The 17,974-nt window shown below is 61.0% G+C and carries 19 protein-coding genes; 8 read left to right on the top strand and 11 right to left on the bottom strand.

Annotated features, from left to right (window positions below; all coding sequences use genetic code 11):
- Window positions 1-3 precede the first annotated feature (3 nt).
- Genes dapE through JBO08_RS02775 form a run of 3 tightly spaced genes read left to right on the top strand, consistent with a single transcriptional unit; the run spans window position 4 to window position 2,390 of the window.
- Window positions 4-1,155 (top strand): succinyl-diaminopimelate desuccinylase, encoded by a 1,152-nt coding sequence (gene dapE / locus JBO08_RS02785; protein ID WP_065872455.1) that lies wholly within the window; start codon window positions 4-6, stop codon window positions 1,153-1,155.
- Window positions 1,155-1,964 (top strand): putative RNA methyltransferase, encoded by an 810-nt coding sequence (locus JBO08_RS02780; protein WP_065872456.1) that lies wholly within the window; start codon window positions 1,155-1,157, stop codon window positions 1,962-1,964. The genes dapE and JBO08_RS02780 overlap by 1 nt, the downstream gene beginning before the upstream one ends.
- A gap of 48 nt (window positions 1,965-2,012) precedes the next feature.
- Window positions 2,013-2,390, top strand: a complete 378-nt coding sequence (locus JBO08_RS02775; protein WP_220074542.1) for a hypothetical protein — start codon at window positions 2,013-2,015, stop codon at window positions 2,388-2,390.
- Window positions 2,391-2,528: 138 nt separating this feature from the next.
- Here JBO08_RS02775 and JBO08_RS02770 read toward each other — a convergent pair whose 3' ends face one another.
- A complete protein-coding gene (locus JBO08_RS02770; RefSeq protein ID WP_032891681.1) occupies window positions 2,529-2,738 on the bottom strand; it encodes a cold-shock protein in 210 nt (69 codons plus the stop codon).
- Window positions 2,739-2,920: 182 nt separating this feature from the next.
- On the opposite strand from JBO08_RS02770, the gene plsB reads away from it, so the two are divergent.
- From plsB to JBO08_RS02755, 3 genes are read left to right on the top strand one after another with little or no spacing between them, the layout of a single operon-like run.
- Entirely contained in the window at window positions 2,921-5,440 is a 2,520-nt protein-coding gene (gene plsB, locus JBO08_RS02765) for a glycerol-3-phosphate 1-O-acyltransferase PlsB (RefSeq protein WP_065872458.1), read from the top strand.
- 51 nt (window positions 5,441-5,491) lie between these two features.
- The gene (locus tag JBO08_RS02760) at window positions 5,492-5,893 is read left to right on the top strand and encodes a YbaY family lipoprotein (RefSeq protein WP_065872459.1); all 402 of its coding nucleotides are present in this window, start codon (window positions 5,492-5,494) and stop codon (window positions 5,891-5,893) included.
- 25 nt (window positions 5,894-5,918) lie between these two features.
- The gene (locus JBO08_RS02755; protein WP_049713406.1) at window positions 5,919-6,608 is read left to right on the top strand and encodes a DUF4197 domain-containing protein; all 690 of its coding nucleotides are present in this window, start codon (window positions 5,919-5,921) and stop codon (window positions 6,606-6,608) included.
- 66 nt (window positions 6,609-6,674) lie between these two features.
- Here the strand turns inward: JBO08_RS02755 and JBO08_RS02750 are convergent, their stop codons facing one another.
- The 3 genes from JBO08_RS02750 to JBO08_RS02740 all read right to left on the bottom strand — a co-directional run bounded on the left by JBO08_RS02750 (window position 6,675) and on the right by JBO08_RS02740 (window position 11,207).
- On the bottom strand, window positions 6,675-6,881 hold the full coding sequence (locus JBO08_RS02750; RefSeq protein ID WP_065880083.1) for a hypothetical protein: 207 nt from the start codon (window positions 6,879-6,881) through the stop codon (window positions 6,675-6,677).
- A gap of 153 nt (window positions 6,882-7,034) precedes the next feature.
- Entirely contained in the window at window positions 7,035-10,100 is a 3,066-nt protein-coding gene (locus tag JBO08_RS02745; RefSeq protein ID WP_220074543.1) for an efflux RND transporter permease subunit, read from the bottom strand.
- 6 nt (window positions 10,101-10,106) lie between these two features.
- A complete protein-coding gene (locus JBO08_RS02740) occupies window positions 10,107-11,207 on the bottom strand; it encodes an efflux RND transporter periplasmic adaptor subunit (protein WP_065872462.1) in 1,101 nt (366 codons plus the stop codon).
- A 93-nt stretch (window positions 11,208-11,300) separates the two neighbouring features.
- Between JBO08_RS02740 and JBO08_RS02735 the strand changes: the two genes are divergently transcribed.
- Complete coding sequence (locus JBO08_RS02735) at window positions 11,301-11,936, top strand: TetR/AcrR family transcriptional regulator (protein ID WP_220074544.1); 636 nt, start codon at window positions 11,301-11,303, stop codon at window positions 11,934-11,936.
- Between the two features lie 43 nt (window positions 11,937-11,979).
- Here the strand turns inward: JBO08_RS02735 and JBO08_RS02730 are convergent, their stop codons facing one another.
- Window positions 11,980-12,762: a class I SAM-dependent methyltransferase gene (locus tag JBO08_RS02730; protein WP_065872464.1), complete on the bottom strand. Its 783-nt coding sequence runs from the start codon at window positions 12,760-12,762 to the stop codon at window positions 11,980-11,982.
- A gap of 96 nt (window positions 12,763-12,858) precedes the next feature.
- Between JBO08_RS02730 and JBO08_RS02725 the strand changes: the two genes are divergently transcribed.
- Complete coding sequence (locus JBO08_RS02725; RefSeq protein WP_065872465.1) at window positions 12,859-13,479, top strand: energy transducer TonB; 621 nt, start codon at window positions 12,859-12,861, stop codon at window positions 13,477-13,479.
- A 3-nt stretch (window positions 13,480-13,482) separates the two neighbouring features.
- Here the strand turns inward: JBO08_RS02725 and JBO08_RS02720 are convergent, their stop codons facing one another.
- The 6 genes from JBO08_RS02720 to adk all read right to left on the bottom strand — a co-directional run bounded on the left by JBO08_RS02720 (window position 13,483) and on the right by adk (window position 17,787).
- Window positions 13,483-14,181 carry an extensin family protein gene (locus JBO08_RS02720; protein WP_065945373.1) on the bottom strand — a complete coding sequence of 233 codons (699 nt, stop codon included), beginning with the start codon at window positions 14,179-14,181 and terminating at the stop codon, window positions 13,483-13,485.
- A 3-nt stretch (window positions 14,182-14,184) separates the two neighbouring features.
- Complete coding sequence (locus tag JBO08_RS02715) at window positions 14,185-15,012, bottom strand: oxaloacetate decarboxylase (protein WP_065872467.1); 828 nt, start codon at window positions 15,010-15,012, stop codon at window positions 14,185-14,187.
- A 27-nt stretch (window positions 15,013-15,039) separates the two neighbouring features.
- Window positions 15,040-15,900: a DUF72 domain-containing protein gene (locus JBO08_RS02710; protein ID WP_065872468.1), complete on the bottom strand. Its 861-nt coding sequence runs from the start codon at window positions 15,898-15,900 to the stop codon at window positions 15,040-15,042.
- The gene (locus JBO08_RS02705) at window positions 15,900-16,202 is read right to left on the bottom strand and encodes a hypothetical protein (protein WP_049709694.1); all 303 of its coding nucleotides are present in this window, start codon (window positions 16,200-16,202) and stop codon (window positions 15,900-15,902) included. The genes JBO08_RS02710 and JBO08_RS02705 overlap by 1 nt, the downstream gene beginning before the upstream one ends.
- Window positions 16,203-16,362: 160 nt before the next feature.
- Window positions 16,363-17,049 (bottom strand): tRNA (adenosine(37)-N6)-threonylcarbamoyltransferase complex dimerization subunit type 1 TsaB, encoded by a 687-nt coding sequence (gene tsaB / locus JBO08_RS02700; RefSeq protein ID WP_065872469.1) that lies wholly within the window; start codon window positions 17,047-17,049, stop codon window positions 16,363-16,365.
- Between the two features lie 90 nt (window positions 17,050-17,139).
- The gene (adk, locus tag JBO08_RS02695) at window positions 17,140-17,787 is read right to left on the bottom strand and encodes an adenylate kinase (protein ID WP_049709696.1); all 648 of its coding nucleotides are present in this window, start codon (window positions 17,785-17,787) and stop codon (window positions 17,140-17,142) included.
- Window positions 17,788-17,974: the final 187 nt, after the last annotated feature.

Here is a 17,974-nt window from a genome sequence, read left to right as displayed (position 1 = left end):
TTCATGACGGCCCATGCCGACCTTTCGCCGACCCTTCAACTTGCCATCGACCTGATCCGTCGCCCCTCGGTGACGCCGATCGACGCCGATTGCCAGAAGCTGATGATGCAGCGCCTGGGCGACGCCGGTTTTGCGCTGGAACCGATGCGCATCGAAGACGTGGACAATTTCTGGGCCACTCACGGCAAGCATGACGGCCCGGTGCTGTGCTTTGCCGGCCATACCGACGTGGTGCCGACCGGCCCGGTGCAGGCGTGGCAGAACGACCCGTTCGACGCGCTGATCGACGAAAACGGCATGCTCTGCGGACGTGGCGCGGCGGACATGAAAGGCAGCCTGGCAGCCATGTTGGTGGCGGCTGAACGTTTCGTCACCGATTACCCTGACCACAAGGGGTCGGTCGCTTTCCTGATCACCAGCGATGAAGAAGGCCCCGCGCACCACGGCACCAAGGCGGTAATCGAACGCCTGGCCGCGCGCAAGGAGCGCCTGGACTGGTGCATCGTCGGTGAACCGTCAAGCACCACACTGGTGGGCGATGTGGTCAAGAACGGCCGTCGTGGCTCCCTCGGCGCCACCCTGACCGTACGCGGTGTGCAAGGTCACGTGGCCTACCCGCACCTGGCGAAAAACCCGATCCATCTGGCCGCTCCGGCACTGGCCGAACTGGCCGCCGAGCATTGGGATGACGGCAACACGTTCTTCCCGCCGACCAGCTTCCAGATCTCCAACCTCAACTCGGGCACTGGCGCGACCAACGTGATCCCCGGTGAGCTGACAGCGGTGTTCAACTTCCGCTTCTCCACCGAATCCACCGTGGAAGGCCTGCAGCAACGGGTTGCGGCGATTCTCGACAAGCATGGCCTGGACTGGCACGTGGAGTGGGCGCTGTCGGGCCTGCCGTTCCTGACCGAACCGGGTGCGTTGCTGGATGCGGTCTCCGCGAGCATCAAGGCAATCACCGGCCGTGAGACCAAGGCGTCCACCAGTGGCGGCACCTCCGACGGGCGCTTCATTGCGACCCTCGGCACTCAAGTGGTAGAGCTGGGTCCGGTCAACGCAACGATCCACCAGGTCAACGAACGCATCCTCGCCAGCGACCTCGATGTGCTGACCGAAATCTATTACCAGACCCTGATCAAGTTGCTCGCCTGATGCTCGCGTGCCCCATTTGCAGCGCACCGCTGAACGCGGTCGACAATGGCGTGGCTTGCCCCGCCGGGCACCGTTTCGACCGTGCGCGCCAGGGTTACTTGAACCTGTTGCCGGTGCAGCACAAGAACAGCCGCGACCCAGGCGATAACCTGGCGATGGTGGAAGCGCGCCGCGACTTCCTCAACGCCGGGCACTACGCTCCCGTGGCCAAACGCCTGGCCGAACTGGCCGCTGAACGCGCCCCGGCGCGCTGGGTCGACATCGGTTGTGGCGAGGGTTACTACACCGCGCAAATCGCCGACGCCCTGCCCCACGCTGATGGCTACGCGCTGGATATCTCCAAAGAAGCGGTCAAGCGCGCCTGCAAGCGCAACCCGGCGCTCACCTGGTTGATCGCCAGCATGGCCCGTGTGCCCTTGGCCGATGCCAGTTGCCAGTTCCTCGCCAGCGTGTTCAGCCCATTGGACTGGCAGGAGGCCAAGCGCCTGCTCAGCCCTGGCGGCGGCTTGATGAAGGTCGGTCCTACCAGCGGCCACCTGATGGAACTGCGCGAACGCCTGTACGACGAAGTGCGCGAATACACCGACGACAAGCATCTGGCCCTGGTGCCGGACGGCATGAGCCTGGCGCACAGCGAGACGCTGGCATTCACGCTGAGCCTGGCCGAGCCCCAGGACCGCGCCAACCTGCTGGCCATGACACCCCACGGCTGGCGCGCCAGTGCCGAGCGCCGCGCGCAAGTGATCGAGGCGGCCGAGCCGCTGCTGGTCACTGTGTCGATGCGCTACGATTATTTCGTGCTTAACTAACCGACTTTTCCGCGAATGGATTTTCGAATCCCGCAACGAGGAACATCCATGCGCCAACCCGATATCGAGATTTACCTGAAGGACGCTGACGTCGACCACAAGGCCATTGCCGCCTGGCTGGGCGCCGCCCTGGGCCCGTGCACCGACTGGGTCCAACGGGGTCAGACCTACAAGTGCAAGGCCGGCAACGTGCCGGTGACCTGGCTACCGAAAGCCGTAGGCAAATGGAACAGCCTGTTCCTGGAAAGCGACCAGACCCCATGGGATGACGACATCGCCTGCGCCCACGCCGCGTTTGCCGCGCTGAACGTGGAAGTGCGCTGTGCACCGGGGACTTGGGTTGAAGAGGAAGGTGAAGAAAGCGCTGACACCTGGATTCGTATCAGCGAAGACGGTGAAGAGCAGATCACCTGGAAAACGGCCTGATCTAAACCTGCAAACCCAATCAATGTGGGAGCTGGCTTGCCTGCAATGCAGACACCTCGGTCTATTCAGTCAGACCGCAGTGATGCTATCGCAGGCAAGCCAGCTCCCACAGTTGATTAGGTTACCAAGCCAGCGTCTTTATAGACCGACCACATCCTCCGCCTGCAACCCCTTCTCGCCGGTCACCACGGCGTACTCCACCTGCTGGCCCTCGGCCAGAGAACGGTGACCATCACCGCGAATGGCGCGGTAGTGCACAAACACATCCTTGCCATCCTCGCGTTGAATAAACCCATAGCCCTTTGCATCGTTGAACCACTTCACATTGCCGGTTTCGCGCGTTGCCATCTGTCTTACTCCCACATGCATTTTTATTGTTGAGTCGCTCGCATTGAACTGCCGAGTATAAGACAGGCTCAAAAACGATCAACTCAAGTTTACATCGCTGCTTTTTTGCCGATTTTCGGCGAATACGGCACACTACCCGCCCGAGCGTCTGCTCGGTTTTTTCCACTCAAAGCAGAAGCCGTATGACCCGCTCCCCGTTTCGCCGTCTGGTATTTGGCACCTTGCGCCGGCTGTTGTACCTCTGGGTTCGCTCGGAGACGATCAACCAGTCGTCCCTAACCCTTAACCTGGACCGCAGCCGGCCGGTGTTCTACGTCCTGCAATCACCTTCCCTCAGCGAATTGGCCGTGGTCGACGCCGAGTGCACCAAGGCCGGCTTGCCGCGCCCGGTGCTGCCGGTAGCGGTCGGCCCGTTGATGGAAGCGGCGGCGTTCTTCTACCTCACGCCAGAGCCCGACTGGCTTGGCCGCCAGGACAAGCGCGGCGCGCCGCCGACCCTGACCCGCCTGGTCAACACCCTCAGCGAACACGCCGAAGAGAATGCACAAATCATTCCGGTCAGCGTGTTCTGGGGCCAATCCCCCGAGAGCGAGTCCAGCCCGTGGAAATTGTTATTTGCCGACAGCTGGGCGGTGACAGGTCGTCTGCGTCGGTTCTTGAGCATCCTGATCCTCGGTCGCAAGACCCGTGTGCAATTCTCTGCGCCAATCAACCTGCGTGAATTGATCGAGCACAATAAAGGCCACGAACGTACGGTGCGCATGGCCCAACGCATCCTGCGTGTGCACTTTCGTAACCTGAAGACCGCCGTGATCGGCCCTGACCTGTCCCACCGCCGCAATCTGGTGAAAGGCCTGGTCAACATGCCGCTGGTACGCCAAGCCATTGCCGACGAGGCTGAGCGGGAAAAAATCTCCCCGGAAAAAGCCAAGGCCCAGGCCCTGCGTTACGGCAACGAGATCGCCTCGGACTACACCTACACCGCGATCCGCTTCCTGGAAGTGGTACTGAGCTGGTTCTGGAACAAGATCTACGACGGCATCAAGGTCAATAACATCGAAGGTGTGCAAAAGGTTGCCCAGGGTTACGAGGTGATCTACGTACCTTGCCACCGCAGCCATATCGACTACCTGTTGCTGTCTTACCTGTTGTTCAAAAATGGCCTGACGCCGCCGCATATCGCCGCCGGTATCAACCTGAACATGCCCGTCATCGGCAGCCTGCTGCGCCGTGGCGGTGCGTTTTTCATGCGCCGCACCTTCAAGGGCAACCCGCTGTACACCTCGGTGTTCAACGAATACCTGCATACCCTGTTCACCAAGGGTTTCCCGGTGGAGTACTTCGTCGAAGGCGGACGCTCGCGCACCGGTCGCATGCTGCAACCGAAGACCGGGATGCTGGCAATTACCCTGCGCAGTTTCTTGCGCTCCTCGCGTATGCCGATCGTGTTTGTGCCGGTGTACATCGGCTACGAACGCGTGCTCGAAGGCCGCACCTACCTCGGCGAGCTGCGCGGCGCGACCAAGAAGAAAGAATCGATCTTCGATATTTTCAAGGTGGTCGGCGCGCTCAAGCAGCGCTTTGGCCAAGTCGCGGTCAACTTCGGCGAGCCGATCAAGCTGACCGAGTTCCTCGACAGCGAACAGCCGGATTGGCGCTCCCAGGAACTGGGCCCGAACTACAAACCAGCCTGGCTCAACGAAACCACCCACCGTCTTGGCGAACAGGTGGCGCGCCACCTGAACGAAGCTGCGGCAGTGAACCCAGTGAACCTGGTAGCGCTGGCACTGCTGTCCACCACGCGCCTGGCGCTCGACGAACAAGCCATGGCGCGCCAGTTGGACCTGTACCTGGCGCTGCTGCGCCGCGTGCCCTACTCGCCTCACACCACGTTGCCCGAAGGCGATGGCCTGGCACTGATCAAGCACGTCAAGGACATGGACCTGCTGTCGGAACAGAGCGACGCCCTCGGTAAGATTCTGTACCTGGACGAGCAAAACGCCGTCCTGATGACGTACTACCGCAACAACGTTTTGCACATCTTTGCCCTGCCGGCGCTGCTGGCGAGTTTCTTCCAGAGCAGCTCGCGCATGAGCCGCGACCAGATCCTGCGTTACACCCACGCGCTGTATCCGTACCTGCAATCGGAGCTGTTTATCCGCTGGTCGCTGGAAGAGCTGGACACGGTGGTTGACCAATGGCTGGAGGCTTTTGTCGAACAGGGCCTGCTGCGTTTCGAGAAAGACGTGTTCCTGCGCCCGGCCCCGAGTTCGCGGCACTTCGTACTGCTGACGCTGCTGTCCAAGAGCATCGCCCAGACCTTGCAACGCTTCTACATGGCGATTTCGCTGCTGCTCAACAGTGGCCAGAGCAGCATCAGCGCCGAAGAGCTGGAAGACCTGTGCACGATCATGGCCCAGCGCCTGTCGATCCTGCATGGCCTCAACGCCCCGGAATTCTTCGACAAGAGCCTTTTCCGACATTTCATCCAGACCTTGTTGGAGCAAGATGTGCTGCGTCGCGACGAAGCCGGCAAGCTGAGCTACCACGACCTGCTGGGTGAGCTGGCTGAAGGCGCAGCCAAGCGCGTGTTGCCGGCGGAGATTCGCCTGTCGATCCGTCAGGTGGCCCTGCATCGTGTAGATGGCGCTGCCGAAGCGCCCGTCGAACCCGAAGCCCCGACACCTGAAGAAACCCGCTAGATTTAAACAGGCGCCGGTTGGATGCCGGCGCCGTTGAAAAGGAGCTGTACCATGAAAAAGATCATTCTCCTGGGCCTCACCGCCCTGCTTGGAGCCTGCCAGTCCATGAGCCCCACCCCCAAGGCCAGCCTTGATGGCGAAGTGTTCTACCTGCAACGTATTGCCCTGCCGCCGACCGCGATCTTGAGCGTCAGCCTGCAAGACGTGTCGCTGATGGACGCCCCGGCCGTCACCCTGGCCGAACAGAAAGGCCCGGTCAAAGGCCAAGTGCCGCTGCCGTTTCACCTGAGCTACGACCCGGCGCACGTCAAACCTGGCCACAGTTACTCGGTGAGCGCTCGCATCGAGCTGGATGGCAAGCTACTGTTTATCACCACCGAACGGCATTCTGTGCAGCTCAACGGCCAGGACCCACAACCGTTGCGTCTGCGGGTTGATGCTGTCGCCCACTGAATTCGAACATCATAAGGAAGCGTCCATGCTCCGTAACTCCCTTCGTTTTACTGCCCTGTGTGCCGGCTTGCTGCTCGGTGCCAATGCCATGGCCCTGGATCTTGGCAGCCTGTCCCAAGGCGACGCCGCCGGTGGCCTCAAGGATGCACTGACCCAAGGCGCGCAGATCGCCGTGAAGCAACTGGGCGTCCCCGGTGGTTTCAGCGATAACCCCGAAGTGAAGATCGGCCTGCCGGGCAAGTTGGGCAAAGTCGCCGACAAACTGAAAATGTTCGGCATGGGTGATCAAGTCACTCAGCTGGAAACCAGCATGAACAAGGCCGCCGAAACCGCCGTGACCCAGGCCCAACCGATCCTGGTCAACGCCGTGAAAAACATGAGCGTGACTGACGCCAAGGGCATTCTCAGTGGGGGTCAGGACTCGGCAACCCAGTACCTGAACAAAAGCAGCCGCGAACAAATTCGCGCCAAGTTCCTGCCGATCGTCAAGGCGGCTACCGACAAGGTCGGCGTGGCCCAACAGTACAACGCCCTGGCCGGCAAGGCTGCGGCCTTTGGCGCAGTGGACGCCAAGAGCGCCAACGTCGAAAACTACGTGACCGAGCAGGCGCTGGATGGGTTGTTCAAGATGATTGCCAAGCAGGAAGAAACCATTCGCGAGAACCCTGCAGCTGCCGCGACCAGCCTGGCGAAGAAAGTCTTCGGCGCGCTGTAAAGCCGCACATGAATCCGGGCAGGTGTGGGGGGCTCACCTGCCCGGAACCAAGAAGTCCTCGTGTGATTAGAAGATCTTCCCTAAACCAAGACCAAGACCGCCAAAAGCGATCGCCCCCAAGGGCATGACACCAAAGCCTATCGCGAAACCCTTGCGGGGCTTGCAAGCCTCTTTGCAAGGGTCACTGGGCTTGGCAGGTTCAGGCTTGCCAGGCCCGCATGGGTTGCTGCTGCAGGCGGGTTTGAAAGCGCTGACATTGATATCAATTTTCATAAACACTCCTTGAATCATCAGATTTAAGCTTCTACCAGCAGGTATGGAGCCTGCTGGTAGAAGACCTGGCAATCAGGTAATTCATGTGTGGCCCGCGTCTCTGAAACGTTCCCGCCTCCGTATTGCCTTTGTGAAAAACCCTACGACAAACTTTTACACGGACTGTGGTTTGACTCGGAACCACGCCGCGTACAACGCCGGCAAAAACAACAACGTCAACGCCGTCGCCACGATCAAGCCGCCCATGATCGCCACGGCCATTGGTCCGAAGAACACACTGCGTGACAGTGGAATCATTGCCAGCACGGCCGCCAGGGCTGTCAGCACAATCGGGCGGAAACGTCGCACGGTGGCTTCGATGATCGCCTGCCAGGGCGCCAGGCCCGCCTTGATGTCCTGTTCGATCTGATCGACCAGGATCACTGAGTTCCGCATGATCATCCCGGACAGTGCAATGGTCCCCAGCATGGCCACGAAGCCAAACGGCTGGCGGAATACCAGCAGGAATAACGTCACACCGATCAACCCCAGCGGCGCTGTCAGAAACACCATGGCCGTGCGCGAGAAGCTGCGCAGTTGCAGCATCAGCAGGGTCAGTACCACCACGATAAACAGCGGCACGCCGGCCTTGACCGAGTTCTGGCCACGGGCCGAGTCCTCGACCGTACCGCCGACGTCCAGCAGGTAGCCATCCGGCAGTTCGGCACGCACGCCTGCAAGGGTTGGCAAGATCTGTTGGACCAATGTCGCCGGCTGCTCCTTGCCATAGATGTCGGCGCGGATGGTCACCGTCGGCAGACGGTTGCGGTGCCAGATAATGCCTTCTTCGAAGCCGTATTCGAGGGTAGCGATTTGCGACAGCGCTACACTTTTACCGTTATCGGTGGGCACCGCCAGGCTTGGCAGCAATGACAGCTCGGTGCGTTCATGCACCGTGCCGCGCAGGAGGATCTCGATCAACTCGTTGTCCTCCCGGTATTGACTGACGCTGGAACCGGTCAACGAACTCTGCAGGAATTTCGACAAGTTGGCCGTGCTCACGCCAAGGGCACGGGCGCGGTCCTGGTCGATATTGAGGTAGACGATCTTGCTCGGCTCTTCCCAGTCCAGGTGCACGTTGACCACGTGGGTATTTTCGCGAACCTTGGCTGCGACTTTGCGTGCCAGGGCGCGGACTTCTTCGATGTGCTCGCCGGTCACGCGGAACTGTACCGGGTAGCCCACGGGCGGGCCGTTTTCCAGGCGTGTGACCCGTGAGCGCAGGTCCGGGAATTGTTCGTTGAGGGTTTCGATCAGCCAGGTGCGCAGGCTTTCACGTTCTTCAATGGTTCTGGCCAGCACCACAAACTGCGCGAAGCTGGCGGCCGGCAGTTGCTGATCCAGGGGCAAGTAAAAGCGCGGCGAACCGGTACCGACATAGGCCACGTAATTGTCGATGCTTTCGTGCTGCTTGAGCAGCGCCTCCAGGCGTTTGACCTGATCAGCGGTGTTGCTCAAAGAGGCACCTTCGGCCAGCTTCAGGTCGACCATCAGCTCCAGTCGGCCAGAGGCTGGGAAGAACTGTTGAGGCACAAAACGGAACAACGCCACCGAGCCGATAAACAACAACAGGGTCAGTACGATCACGGTCTTGCGCCGACGCACACACCATTCCACCAATCGCCTTACACGCTGATAGAACGGCGTGCCGTAGGGATCAGGGCCATCGGTGCCGTGCTTGGCTGCGTGAATCTTCGCCAGGTCCGGCAGGAGTTTTTCCCCCAGGTAGGGCACAAACACCACGGCAGCCACCCACGAGGCGAGCAACGCAATGGTCACCACCTGGAAAATCGAACGGGTGTATTCGCCGGTGCTCGATTGCGCCGTGGCGATCGGCAGGAAGCCCGCCGCCGTGATCAGCGTACCGGTGAGCATCGGGAATGCGGTGCTGGTCCAGGCAAAGCTGGCGGCCTTGAGCCGGTCATAACCCTGCTCCATTTTGATCGCCATCATTTCTACCGCGATGATCGCGTCATCCACCAGCAAACCCAAGGCCAGTACCAGGGCACCGAGGGAAATCTTGTGCAGGCCGATGCCGAGGTAATACATGGTGGCAAAGGTCATCGCCAGCACCAGCGGAATCGCCAGGGCCACCACCATGCCCGTACGCACACCAAGGGAAAAGAAGCTCACCAGCAACACGATGGCCAGCGCTTCGGCCAGCACCTGCACGAATTCGCCGACGCTGGTTTTCACCGCCGCCGGTTGGTCCGACACCTTGCGCAGTTCCATGCCTGCCGGAAGGTTCTTCTGCAGGCGTGAGAATTCGCTCTCCAAGGCTTTGCCCAGTACCAGAATATCGCCGCCGTCACGCATGGCCACGGCCAGGCCAATGGCATCTGCGCCCATGAAGCGCATACGCGGTGCCGGTGGGTCGTTGAAGCCGCGGTGGATGTCGGCTACATCGCCGATGCGGAAGGTGCGGTCACCCACGCGAATCGGGAAGTTACGGATCTCTTCCACGCTCTTGAAGTTGCCCGACACCCGCAGTTGCACGCGCTCGCTAGGGGTTTCAAAGAAGCCCGCAGTGGACACCGCATTTTGCTCCTGCAATGCCTGCTGCACCGCCGCCAATGGCAGGCCGAGCGTGGCCAGCTTGAGGTTGGACAGTTCGATCCAGATCTTTTCATCCTGCAGGCCGAGCAGCTCGACCTTGCCCACATCCGCCACCCGCTGCAGTTGAATCTGGATGCGGTCGGCATAGTCCTTAAGCACGGCGTAGTCAAAACCATCACCGGTCAGCGCGTAGATATTGCCAAAGGTGGTGCCGAACTCATCGTTGAAAAACGGCCCTTGGATATCCGGTGGCAAGGTCTGGCGGATGTCGCTGATCTTCTTGCGCACCTGGTACCACAGGTCGGGGATCTGCGCCGAATGCATGGAATCACGGGCAATGAAAGTGACCTGGGATTCGCCGGGCCGCGAGAAGGAGACGATGCGCTCGTACTCACCCGTCTCCATGAGTTTTTTCTCGATGCGCTCGGTGACTTGCCGCGAAACTTCCTGGGCCGTGGCCCCCGGCCAGTTGGTCTTGATCACCATGGCCTTGAAGGTGAACGGCGGGTCTTCACTTTGTCCCAGCTTGGAGTAGGACAAGGTGCCAACCACCGCCAGCAGGATCATCAGGAACAGTACGATCTGGCGATTACGCAGCGCCCATTCGGAAAGATTGAAACCCATCGGGGACTACTCCTTGGCCGCCAGATTCACCACACGGTTGGCACGATCCACCGGGCGCACTTGCTGGCCCTCGTGGAGCACATGGACTCCCGCGGCGATTACCCAATCGGTCGGGGTCAGGCCTTCCAGTACCGGGACGGTTTTTTCACCAAAGGCGCCGATGCGTACCGGCGTGCGCTTGAGCGTATTGTCGGGCTGCACACGCCAGACGTAGGACTCACCGTTCTCCGCACTGAGGGCCGACAGCGGCACCGACAACGGAATAACACCATCGGCCTGTATGAAAACCCGGGCGCTTTGGCCAAGCTCGGCCGGCACCTTGCCGCTAGTGAACGCCACGCGGGCCGCGAACGTACGCGACTTCGGATCGGCCGCCGGTGACAGCTCACGAATACGCCCGGTGAAGCGTTGATCGGGCTGGCTCCACAGCTCCACCGAGACCGGCTGGCCAAGCTTGAAACGGCCAAAACCCTGCTCCGGCAAGCTGATCAGCACTTCGCGCTCGCCATCGGTGGCGAGGGTGAACACGGTCTGGCCGGCGGACACCACTTGCCCAACTTCCACTGCGCGCTTGGCGACCACACCGTCCTGTGGCGCACGCAGCACGGCATAGCCGGCCTGGTTGCTGGCCACGTCGAACTCAGCCTTGATCTGCTTGAGGCGGGCAACACCGGAACGATAGAGGTTTTCGGAATTGTCGTACTGGGAACGGCTGACCATCTGACGGTCCATCAGGGTCTTGTAGCGGTCGCGCTCGGCACGTACCAGGCTCAGGTTGGCCTCGGCGGCGGCAACCTGGGCACGGGTGGCTTCCAGTTGCAGGCGCACGTCCTGTGGGTCGAGCTCTGCCAGCGGTTGGTTGGCCTTGACTCGCTCGCCCTCTTCCACCAGCCGCTTGCTGATCTTGCCGCCGATGCGGAATGCCAGGTCTGGCTCATAGCGCGCGCGCACTTCGCCGGGGTAGCTGTCCATCGACTGCGAAGAAGGCTGTGGCTGCACCACCATGGCCGGGCGGATGGTGGTCTGGACCGCTTCTTCATGGCCGCAGGCAGCCAACAAGAACACCAGACTGACAGGCAACGCAAAGGGCAGGAAAGTGCTGCGCATGCTGTAGGACCTTTCGCAAATGAAGCTAAGAATAATTATACTGGCCGGTATGTTATTAATACCAAACTCGCCAGTCCAGTATTAAAGGTGAAAATGTCCGACAATCCTGTAAACACCAATAGCCCCGGGCGCCCCAAGGACATGGCAAAACGCCAGGCTATCCTCGAAGCAGCGAAATTCCTGTTCTTGAGCAATGGCTACGCCAGCACTAGCATGGATGCCGTGGCCCTTGAGGCCGGCGTGTCAAAACTGACCGTCTACAGCCACTTCAATGACAAAGAGACGCTGTTCACCGCCGCCGTGGTGGCCAAGTGCGAGGAACAGCTGCCGGTGATGTACTTCGAGCTGCCCGAAGGCGTGCCCGTGGAAACTGTGTTGTTGAACATCGCGCGGGGGTTCCATCGTCTGATCAACAGCGAAGAGTCGATAAACCTGCATCGTCTGATGATGACCACCGGCAGCCAGGACGTGAAACTCTCGCAGATCTTCTTCGAGGCCGGCCCCATGCGCATGCTGCAAGGCATGGAACGCCTGCTCGGCAAGATCGACCAGGGCGGCGCCCTGAGCATCGGCAAGCCCTTCACGGCAGCCGAGCACTTTTTTTGCCTGCTCAAGGGCACGGCGAATTTTTGCCTGTTGTATGGCTGCGGCGGGCAACTGAGCGAAGAAGCCGCCGAAGCGCATGTGCAGGAAGTGGTGGGGTTGTTTATGCGGGCTTATCGACCCTGAAGCCTTGTGCTGCCGCGATGAGGCCCTAAGACTCAATGAAGAGTCAGGCCTTTAGCGCTTTCTTGGGGTAAATATCATACCGGCTGGACTTACCATCCAGCGCATGGCTCGGCTTCGGCCCTTCAATGCACGGCGCCTTGCGCGGACGCTTGACCACCACGCGGTGGCTGGCCAGGGCCAGGGCAGCGGCCAGTAGCGCCGGTGCGTCCGGATCATCGCCCACCAGCGGGCGGAACAGGCGCATTTCCTTCTTCACCAATGCCGTCTTCTCACGGTGCGGGAACATCGGGTCGAGGTAGATCACCTGGGGTGGCTCGCCTTCCCAGTTGCGCATCACGTCAATGGAGTTGCCCTTGAGCAACTTCATACGCGCCACGATCGGCGCCACCTCAAAATCATCCGCGCCGCGCGCCAGGCCATCTTCGAGCAGGGCGCCGATCAGCGGCTGGCGCTCGATCAGGCTCATTTCGCAGCCCAGGCTGGCAAGCACGAAGGCGTCCTTACCCAGGCCCGCCGTGGCGTCCAGCACCCGCGGGCGTACGCCTTGGGCGACCCCCACGGCCTTGGCAATCATCTGCCCGCTGCCACCGCCGTACAGCCGTCGATGCGCCGCGCCGCCCTCGACAAAGTCCACCCGCACCGGCCCAGGCGCGTCAGGCCCAAGTTGTTGTAGCTGTAGGCCATGCTCCCCGAACTGCAGGGCAAAGTCCGCATCCGCCAGGTGTAACGGCAAACCCAGCAGTGAAGCCCACTGCTCGGCACGGTCCTTGAAACCTTCGCCCAAGGCCTCGACCCTGATGCGGCTGGCCGCTGGTTGTTCGCTCATCAATCGCTACGCTCAAAAATATTAAGGATCGGCCAAAACCGGCCGATAAAAACAACAGTCAGGTATTTTGCCAGAGCTGAGCGTCGACCGAGAAAAATGTCAGACATTCTTCCCCTAACCATCGGTGTACTGCCGACCCATAACCACTACGGCCTGCGCAATACTCAAGCGCTGGCCGGGGTGAGTCATGTGTGGCAGGACTTCTTCGCCCGGGCATTGGCCGAGCAGCTCGGCGATACGCCTGGCGCGCTGGCGGTCCAGGCGCCTGCACCTGCGGACCCAGCGGTAGAACCCAACGCCGGCGCCGACCTGTTGTCGCAGATCCTCACCCAGCGTGAGTGTGACGTGAAAGACACCGAGATCGCCCCTCCTGAGCCGCTGTTCCTGCCGATCGCCGAGTTCGAAACCGAACTGCTGCCACCCGCCGCCGAGCCGTTCCCGGACGAAGAAATCGTCGCCCAGCAACGCCAGCAGAATTTCGAAAGTGGCTGGGTACGCCCGATCGTGCTGACCGCCGGCCAGCCGCTGCCGGAGCCAGGCCCTGCGCCGGAACCACGCCCACTGCACCTGCCCATTGCCGAATTCGAGCTGGACCTGCTGCCACCGGCCGCCACGCCGTACCCTACCGAAGAACTGGTCGCGCAACAAAAGGCCCTGGACTTCGATTACTACTGGGCACGCCCGCTGATCGCCAACAACCTGCGTCTGGCCGCTTAAACCCTAGCGACACACCCACCAACGCCCCATGTCCAGATGGAAATGGTTGCGGTGCGCGGCGTTGTAGTCCGGGCTCAGTACCACATTGAAATCATCGCAGGCACTGTCGCGCACCTGACGCAGGAACCGTGCATCAGCGCCCTCCCCCGGCCAATCCTTGAGCACACTGATGCTACGTCCATCCGCCAGGCGAAAGCCGGCAATGTCCAGCGCATTGGCGGAGGCATGCTGGCTGAGACGCCCTTCAGCGCGGTTATACATGTTGCGGCAGGCGAAGCTGCCCAGGTGATCGACCCGCGTCACCGCCTGGCCAAACACCGCCTGGGCCGCCGGCTGCAAGCTGTGCCGCTCAAACAAGGCGAACGCGACCGCGAGTGGGCAACTGGCGAGAAAGCTACTGCTGAGCCCAACCGCAGCGCCCTGCACACGCAAGGTATTGCGCAAAGGGCAGGCGGCATCGGCGGGGGAATCGGCCTGACGGCTGACGCGCAGGCCGGAGGTTTGCAGCACTTTGTCGCACAGCGCCGGATCATCCTGCAGACGTCCCAATTTATAACGCGTCAAAAAGTTGGGGCTGGCGCGCACATCCAACGGCGCCCAGGGGTTCCACTCAGCCGGCAACGGCACCCAGCCACGCCAGACACCGACGGCAAACACCCCGCCCAGAACCAGCAGTACGCCGATAACTTTGAAGAAACGCACCGCTTAGTCCTTAAAGAACTGGTTGGCCTGACTGAACGGCATTTTGCGGTCGGTGAAGGTGAACGTGCCCAGCTCATAGACTTCCTGGGCCGCGCGGTAGAACTCACCATAGGCGGCCAACGCCAGCGCCGAGCCGACGCTGATACGCCGCACGCCCATCTCGCTCAACTGCGCCACGCTGAGGTTCAAGCCGCCGGACATCAACACATTCACCGGCTTGGGCGCGACCGCCTTGACCACCGCCAGCACTTCCTCGGCAGTGCGCAGGGCTGGGGCATACAGCACGTCGGCACCGGCTTCGGCGTAGGCTTGCAGGCGGCGGATGGTGTCAGGCAAATCCAGACGACCATGCAGGAGGTTTTCCGCGCGGGCAGTCAGGGTGAAGGGGAATGGCAGGCTGCGCGCGGCGGCAACGGCAGCTTCCACGCGCTCGACGGAAAGGTCGAAGGGATAGATCGGGTCGGCGGCAATACCGGTGGCATCCTCGATGGAACCGCCAACGATACCCGTGGCCGCGGCACGCAGGATCGTCTGGGCGCAACCTTCGGGGGTGTCACTGAAGCCGTTTTCCAGATCGGCCGCCACCGGCAACGCTGTGGCTTTGACGATCATACTGGCGTTGATCAACGTGTCATCCAGGGACAGCGCCCCTTCCGCATCCGGGCGCCCCAGGCTGAACGCATACCCCGCACTGGTGGTGGCCAGCGCCTCAAACCCCAGGCTGGCGAGCATCACAGCGGAACCTGCATCCCACGGGTTGGGCATCACAAACGCACGGTCGCGCTCATGCAAGGCCTTGAAGGTTTCGGCGCGAAGGGTTTGGGCATCCATGTCTGGCTCCAGGCGGAAAAAGGTGCCCTAGAGTAACCCCAGTTGCTCCGCTACGGGAGCTCGATCCAGGGTTGCCAGCGCTGGCAGGCCAGGCAGGCGCACCCTCAACTGGTCGTGAAACCGCAGCGCCAATTGCGCGGCGAGGCGGTTGTCCGAGGTGTGCAGGAACACGTAGGGCGTGCGGCCTTCTTCAATCCAACCGGCAACTTTCTCCACCCAGGGGACCAGGAACGGGTCATTGGCTTCCAATTCGGGATGGCCGATAAAACGCACTTGGGGAAACTGCGTCAGCGCCGCCGGACGCGGTGGCACCTTGGGCTTCTTGGATTGCGCGTGCAGCACGGCCGCCGAGGTGGACGTGCAACTGAACAAAGCGCGCGGGTCAAGGCAGACCCGCTCGACCCCGCGATCACGCAACAAACGGTTGAGCCGGCGCTCGGCATCTCCCTTGGCGAAAAACTCAAGGTGCCGCACCTCGACAGCCATCGGACGCTCGAGCCCATCAATAAAACCTGCCAACTCACCCAGACGCTGCGGCGTGAACGTCGCGGGCAGCTGCAACCACAATGGCGATACCCGCTCACCCAGCGGGCTCATCAAGCCAACAAAGCTTTCTGCCGCCGGCAGTTGTTCGATCAGGTTGCCGCTATGGCTGATATCACCGGGAAATTTGGCCGTGAAGCGGAAATCGTCAGGCATGATTTCGGCCCAGCGTTGCACCGTCGCAGCTGAAGGGCGGGCATAAAAGGTGGTATTGCCTTCAACCGCGTTGAAGACCTGGGAATAGAGCGCAAGGTAGTCGCTGGAACGGGCATCGGCGGGGTACAGGTACTCGCGCCAAGCGTTTTCGCTCCAGGACGGGCAACCGAGGTAGTAAGGCAGACGCATCAGATGTGGATGTCGAGGCCCAGCACTTCCATATCCCATTCGACAAAACCGGCAGTGGTCAGGTAGCTGGCCAGGGCGGTGGCGACGCTTTTGCTCATGGAGCGCGGGAAGACCATGTCTTGCTGACGGGCTGGAAGACCGCTGATACGAGCGCCTGCGGAACCCTGGGCATTTTGCTGTGCTTCGGACTGGACTTCGATAAAGTCCGGCGAATCTTCGACGGACTCGTCTACCGTAACGTTTGCCTTGCGTGGCTTACGCTTGATGGGATAGGACGGTGAGGAAAATCCATCTATACGCATGTATGCGAACTCGGTATCGGTGATGGCATTTTAGTGGCGCAATCCATAACGCGCAAATGCTCTGGTGATAACTAGAACACATAATTTGAAAAAGGTTTAAAAGCGGGGGCAAATTCTGACGATTGGTGAATTTAGCCCCAAAGTGCCAGCATTTTTGACGTCAAATAATCCCGCGTTCAGCTTTAGTCTGCGCAACCTTATCGCGCAGATAAACCGGAGCAGCCTGGTCCGCCGGAATCGCTTCACCCCGCTCGAACGCGAAGCGCGCGAGGGTCAATAAGTCTTCGGCATGAGGCAACATCGCAGCGTCCTGGCCGGCCACCGACACGGCAATGCGTTCGCCATACCCCCAGCCGGTGCCGGCGCCGAACCAATCACCGCTGGCATCCAACGGCAACGCAGACGACTCCGGCGGCTGCACTGCTTCCACGCCCACCAGGCGCATCTCGCCCGCCGTTGCGCGATAGCAACCCCAATACACTTCATCCATCCGCGCATCGATAGCGGCCGCCACCTGCTGCGCGCCGTGTTCGCGCAAGGCACGCTGCGCCAGTACCGCCAGGTTGGACACCGGCAACACCGGGCGCTCCAACGCGAACGCCAGCCCCTGCACCACGCCGATGGCGATGCGCACACCGGTAAACGCGCCCGGGCCACGGCCGAAGGCGATGGCATCGACCGCAGCCAACGTAGTACCTGCGTCTTCAAGCAGTTGCTTGATCATTGGCAGCAGCTTCTGCGCATGCAGGCGCGGGATCACCTCGTAGTGGCTCGTTACCTTGCCATCGTGCAGCAAGGCAACGGAGCAAGCTTCAGTCGCGGTGTCCAGGGCCAGCAGGGTGCTCATCGTTGTGGGTGTCCAAGTCGAAAAAAAGTGCGCCAGTATAAACAACAACGGCCCGCAAGCGGGCCGTTATCCGTGAAGCCAGTCGAGGGATCAGCTCAGTGCTTGCAGCACTTTGGCAGTGATCGCTTCAACCGAGCCGACGCCAGGAATGTGGCTGTACTTCGGCTTGCCGTTAGCGGCGGACAGCTTCTGGTAAAAATCCACCAGCGGTTTGGTCTGGGAATGGTAGACCGACAGGCGATGACGCACGGTTTCTTCGGTGTCGTCTTTACGCTGCACCAGGTCTTCGCCAGTCACATCGTCCTTGCCTTCAACCTTTGGCGGGTTGTAGACGGTGTGGTACACGCGGCCAGAAGCTTCGTGAACGCGACGGCCAGCAATGCGCTGGACGATTTCTTCGTCTTCAACCGCGATTTCGACGACGGCATCCAGCTCGACGCCGGCCTTCACCAGGGCTTCGGCCTGGGGAATGGTGCGCGGGAAGCCGTCGAACAGGAAACCGTTCTTGCAGTCTTCCTGGCTGATGCGTTCCTTGACCAGGTTGATGATCAGGTCATCAGAAACCAGGCCACCGCTGTCCATCACGCTCTTGGCGATCAGGCCCAGCTCGGTGCCGGCCTTGACGGCCGCACGCAGCATGTCGCCGGTGGAGATTTGTGGAATGCCGAATTTTTCAGTGATGAACTTTGCCTGAGTACCTTTACCGGCCCCCGGAGCTCCCAGCAGAATGACGCGCATTGATGTGCTCCTCAATTTTTTATAGAGATGACGCTCGGATTCGCCGCGTGGGGCCAATCTCGTAAAATAGGGTTTGTAACTGTATGAGCCCAGCCGTCCAAAACGGCCAAAGGCTGATCAAGATACACAGCAGGCCCTAACCACACAAGCCGCCGAAAGTCGCAGGAACCGTGCCCGGCTTACGTCA

Source organism: Pseudomonas sp. LAP_36 (assembly GCF_019456785.1).
Lineage (GTDB): Bacteria > Pseudomonadota > Gammaproteobacteria > Pseudomonadales > Pseudomonadaceae > Aquipseudomonas > Aquipseudomonas tritici.
This window is presented reverse-complemented; position numbering and strand designations above follow the sequence as displayed.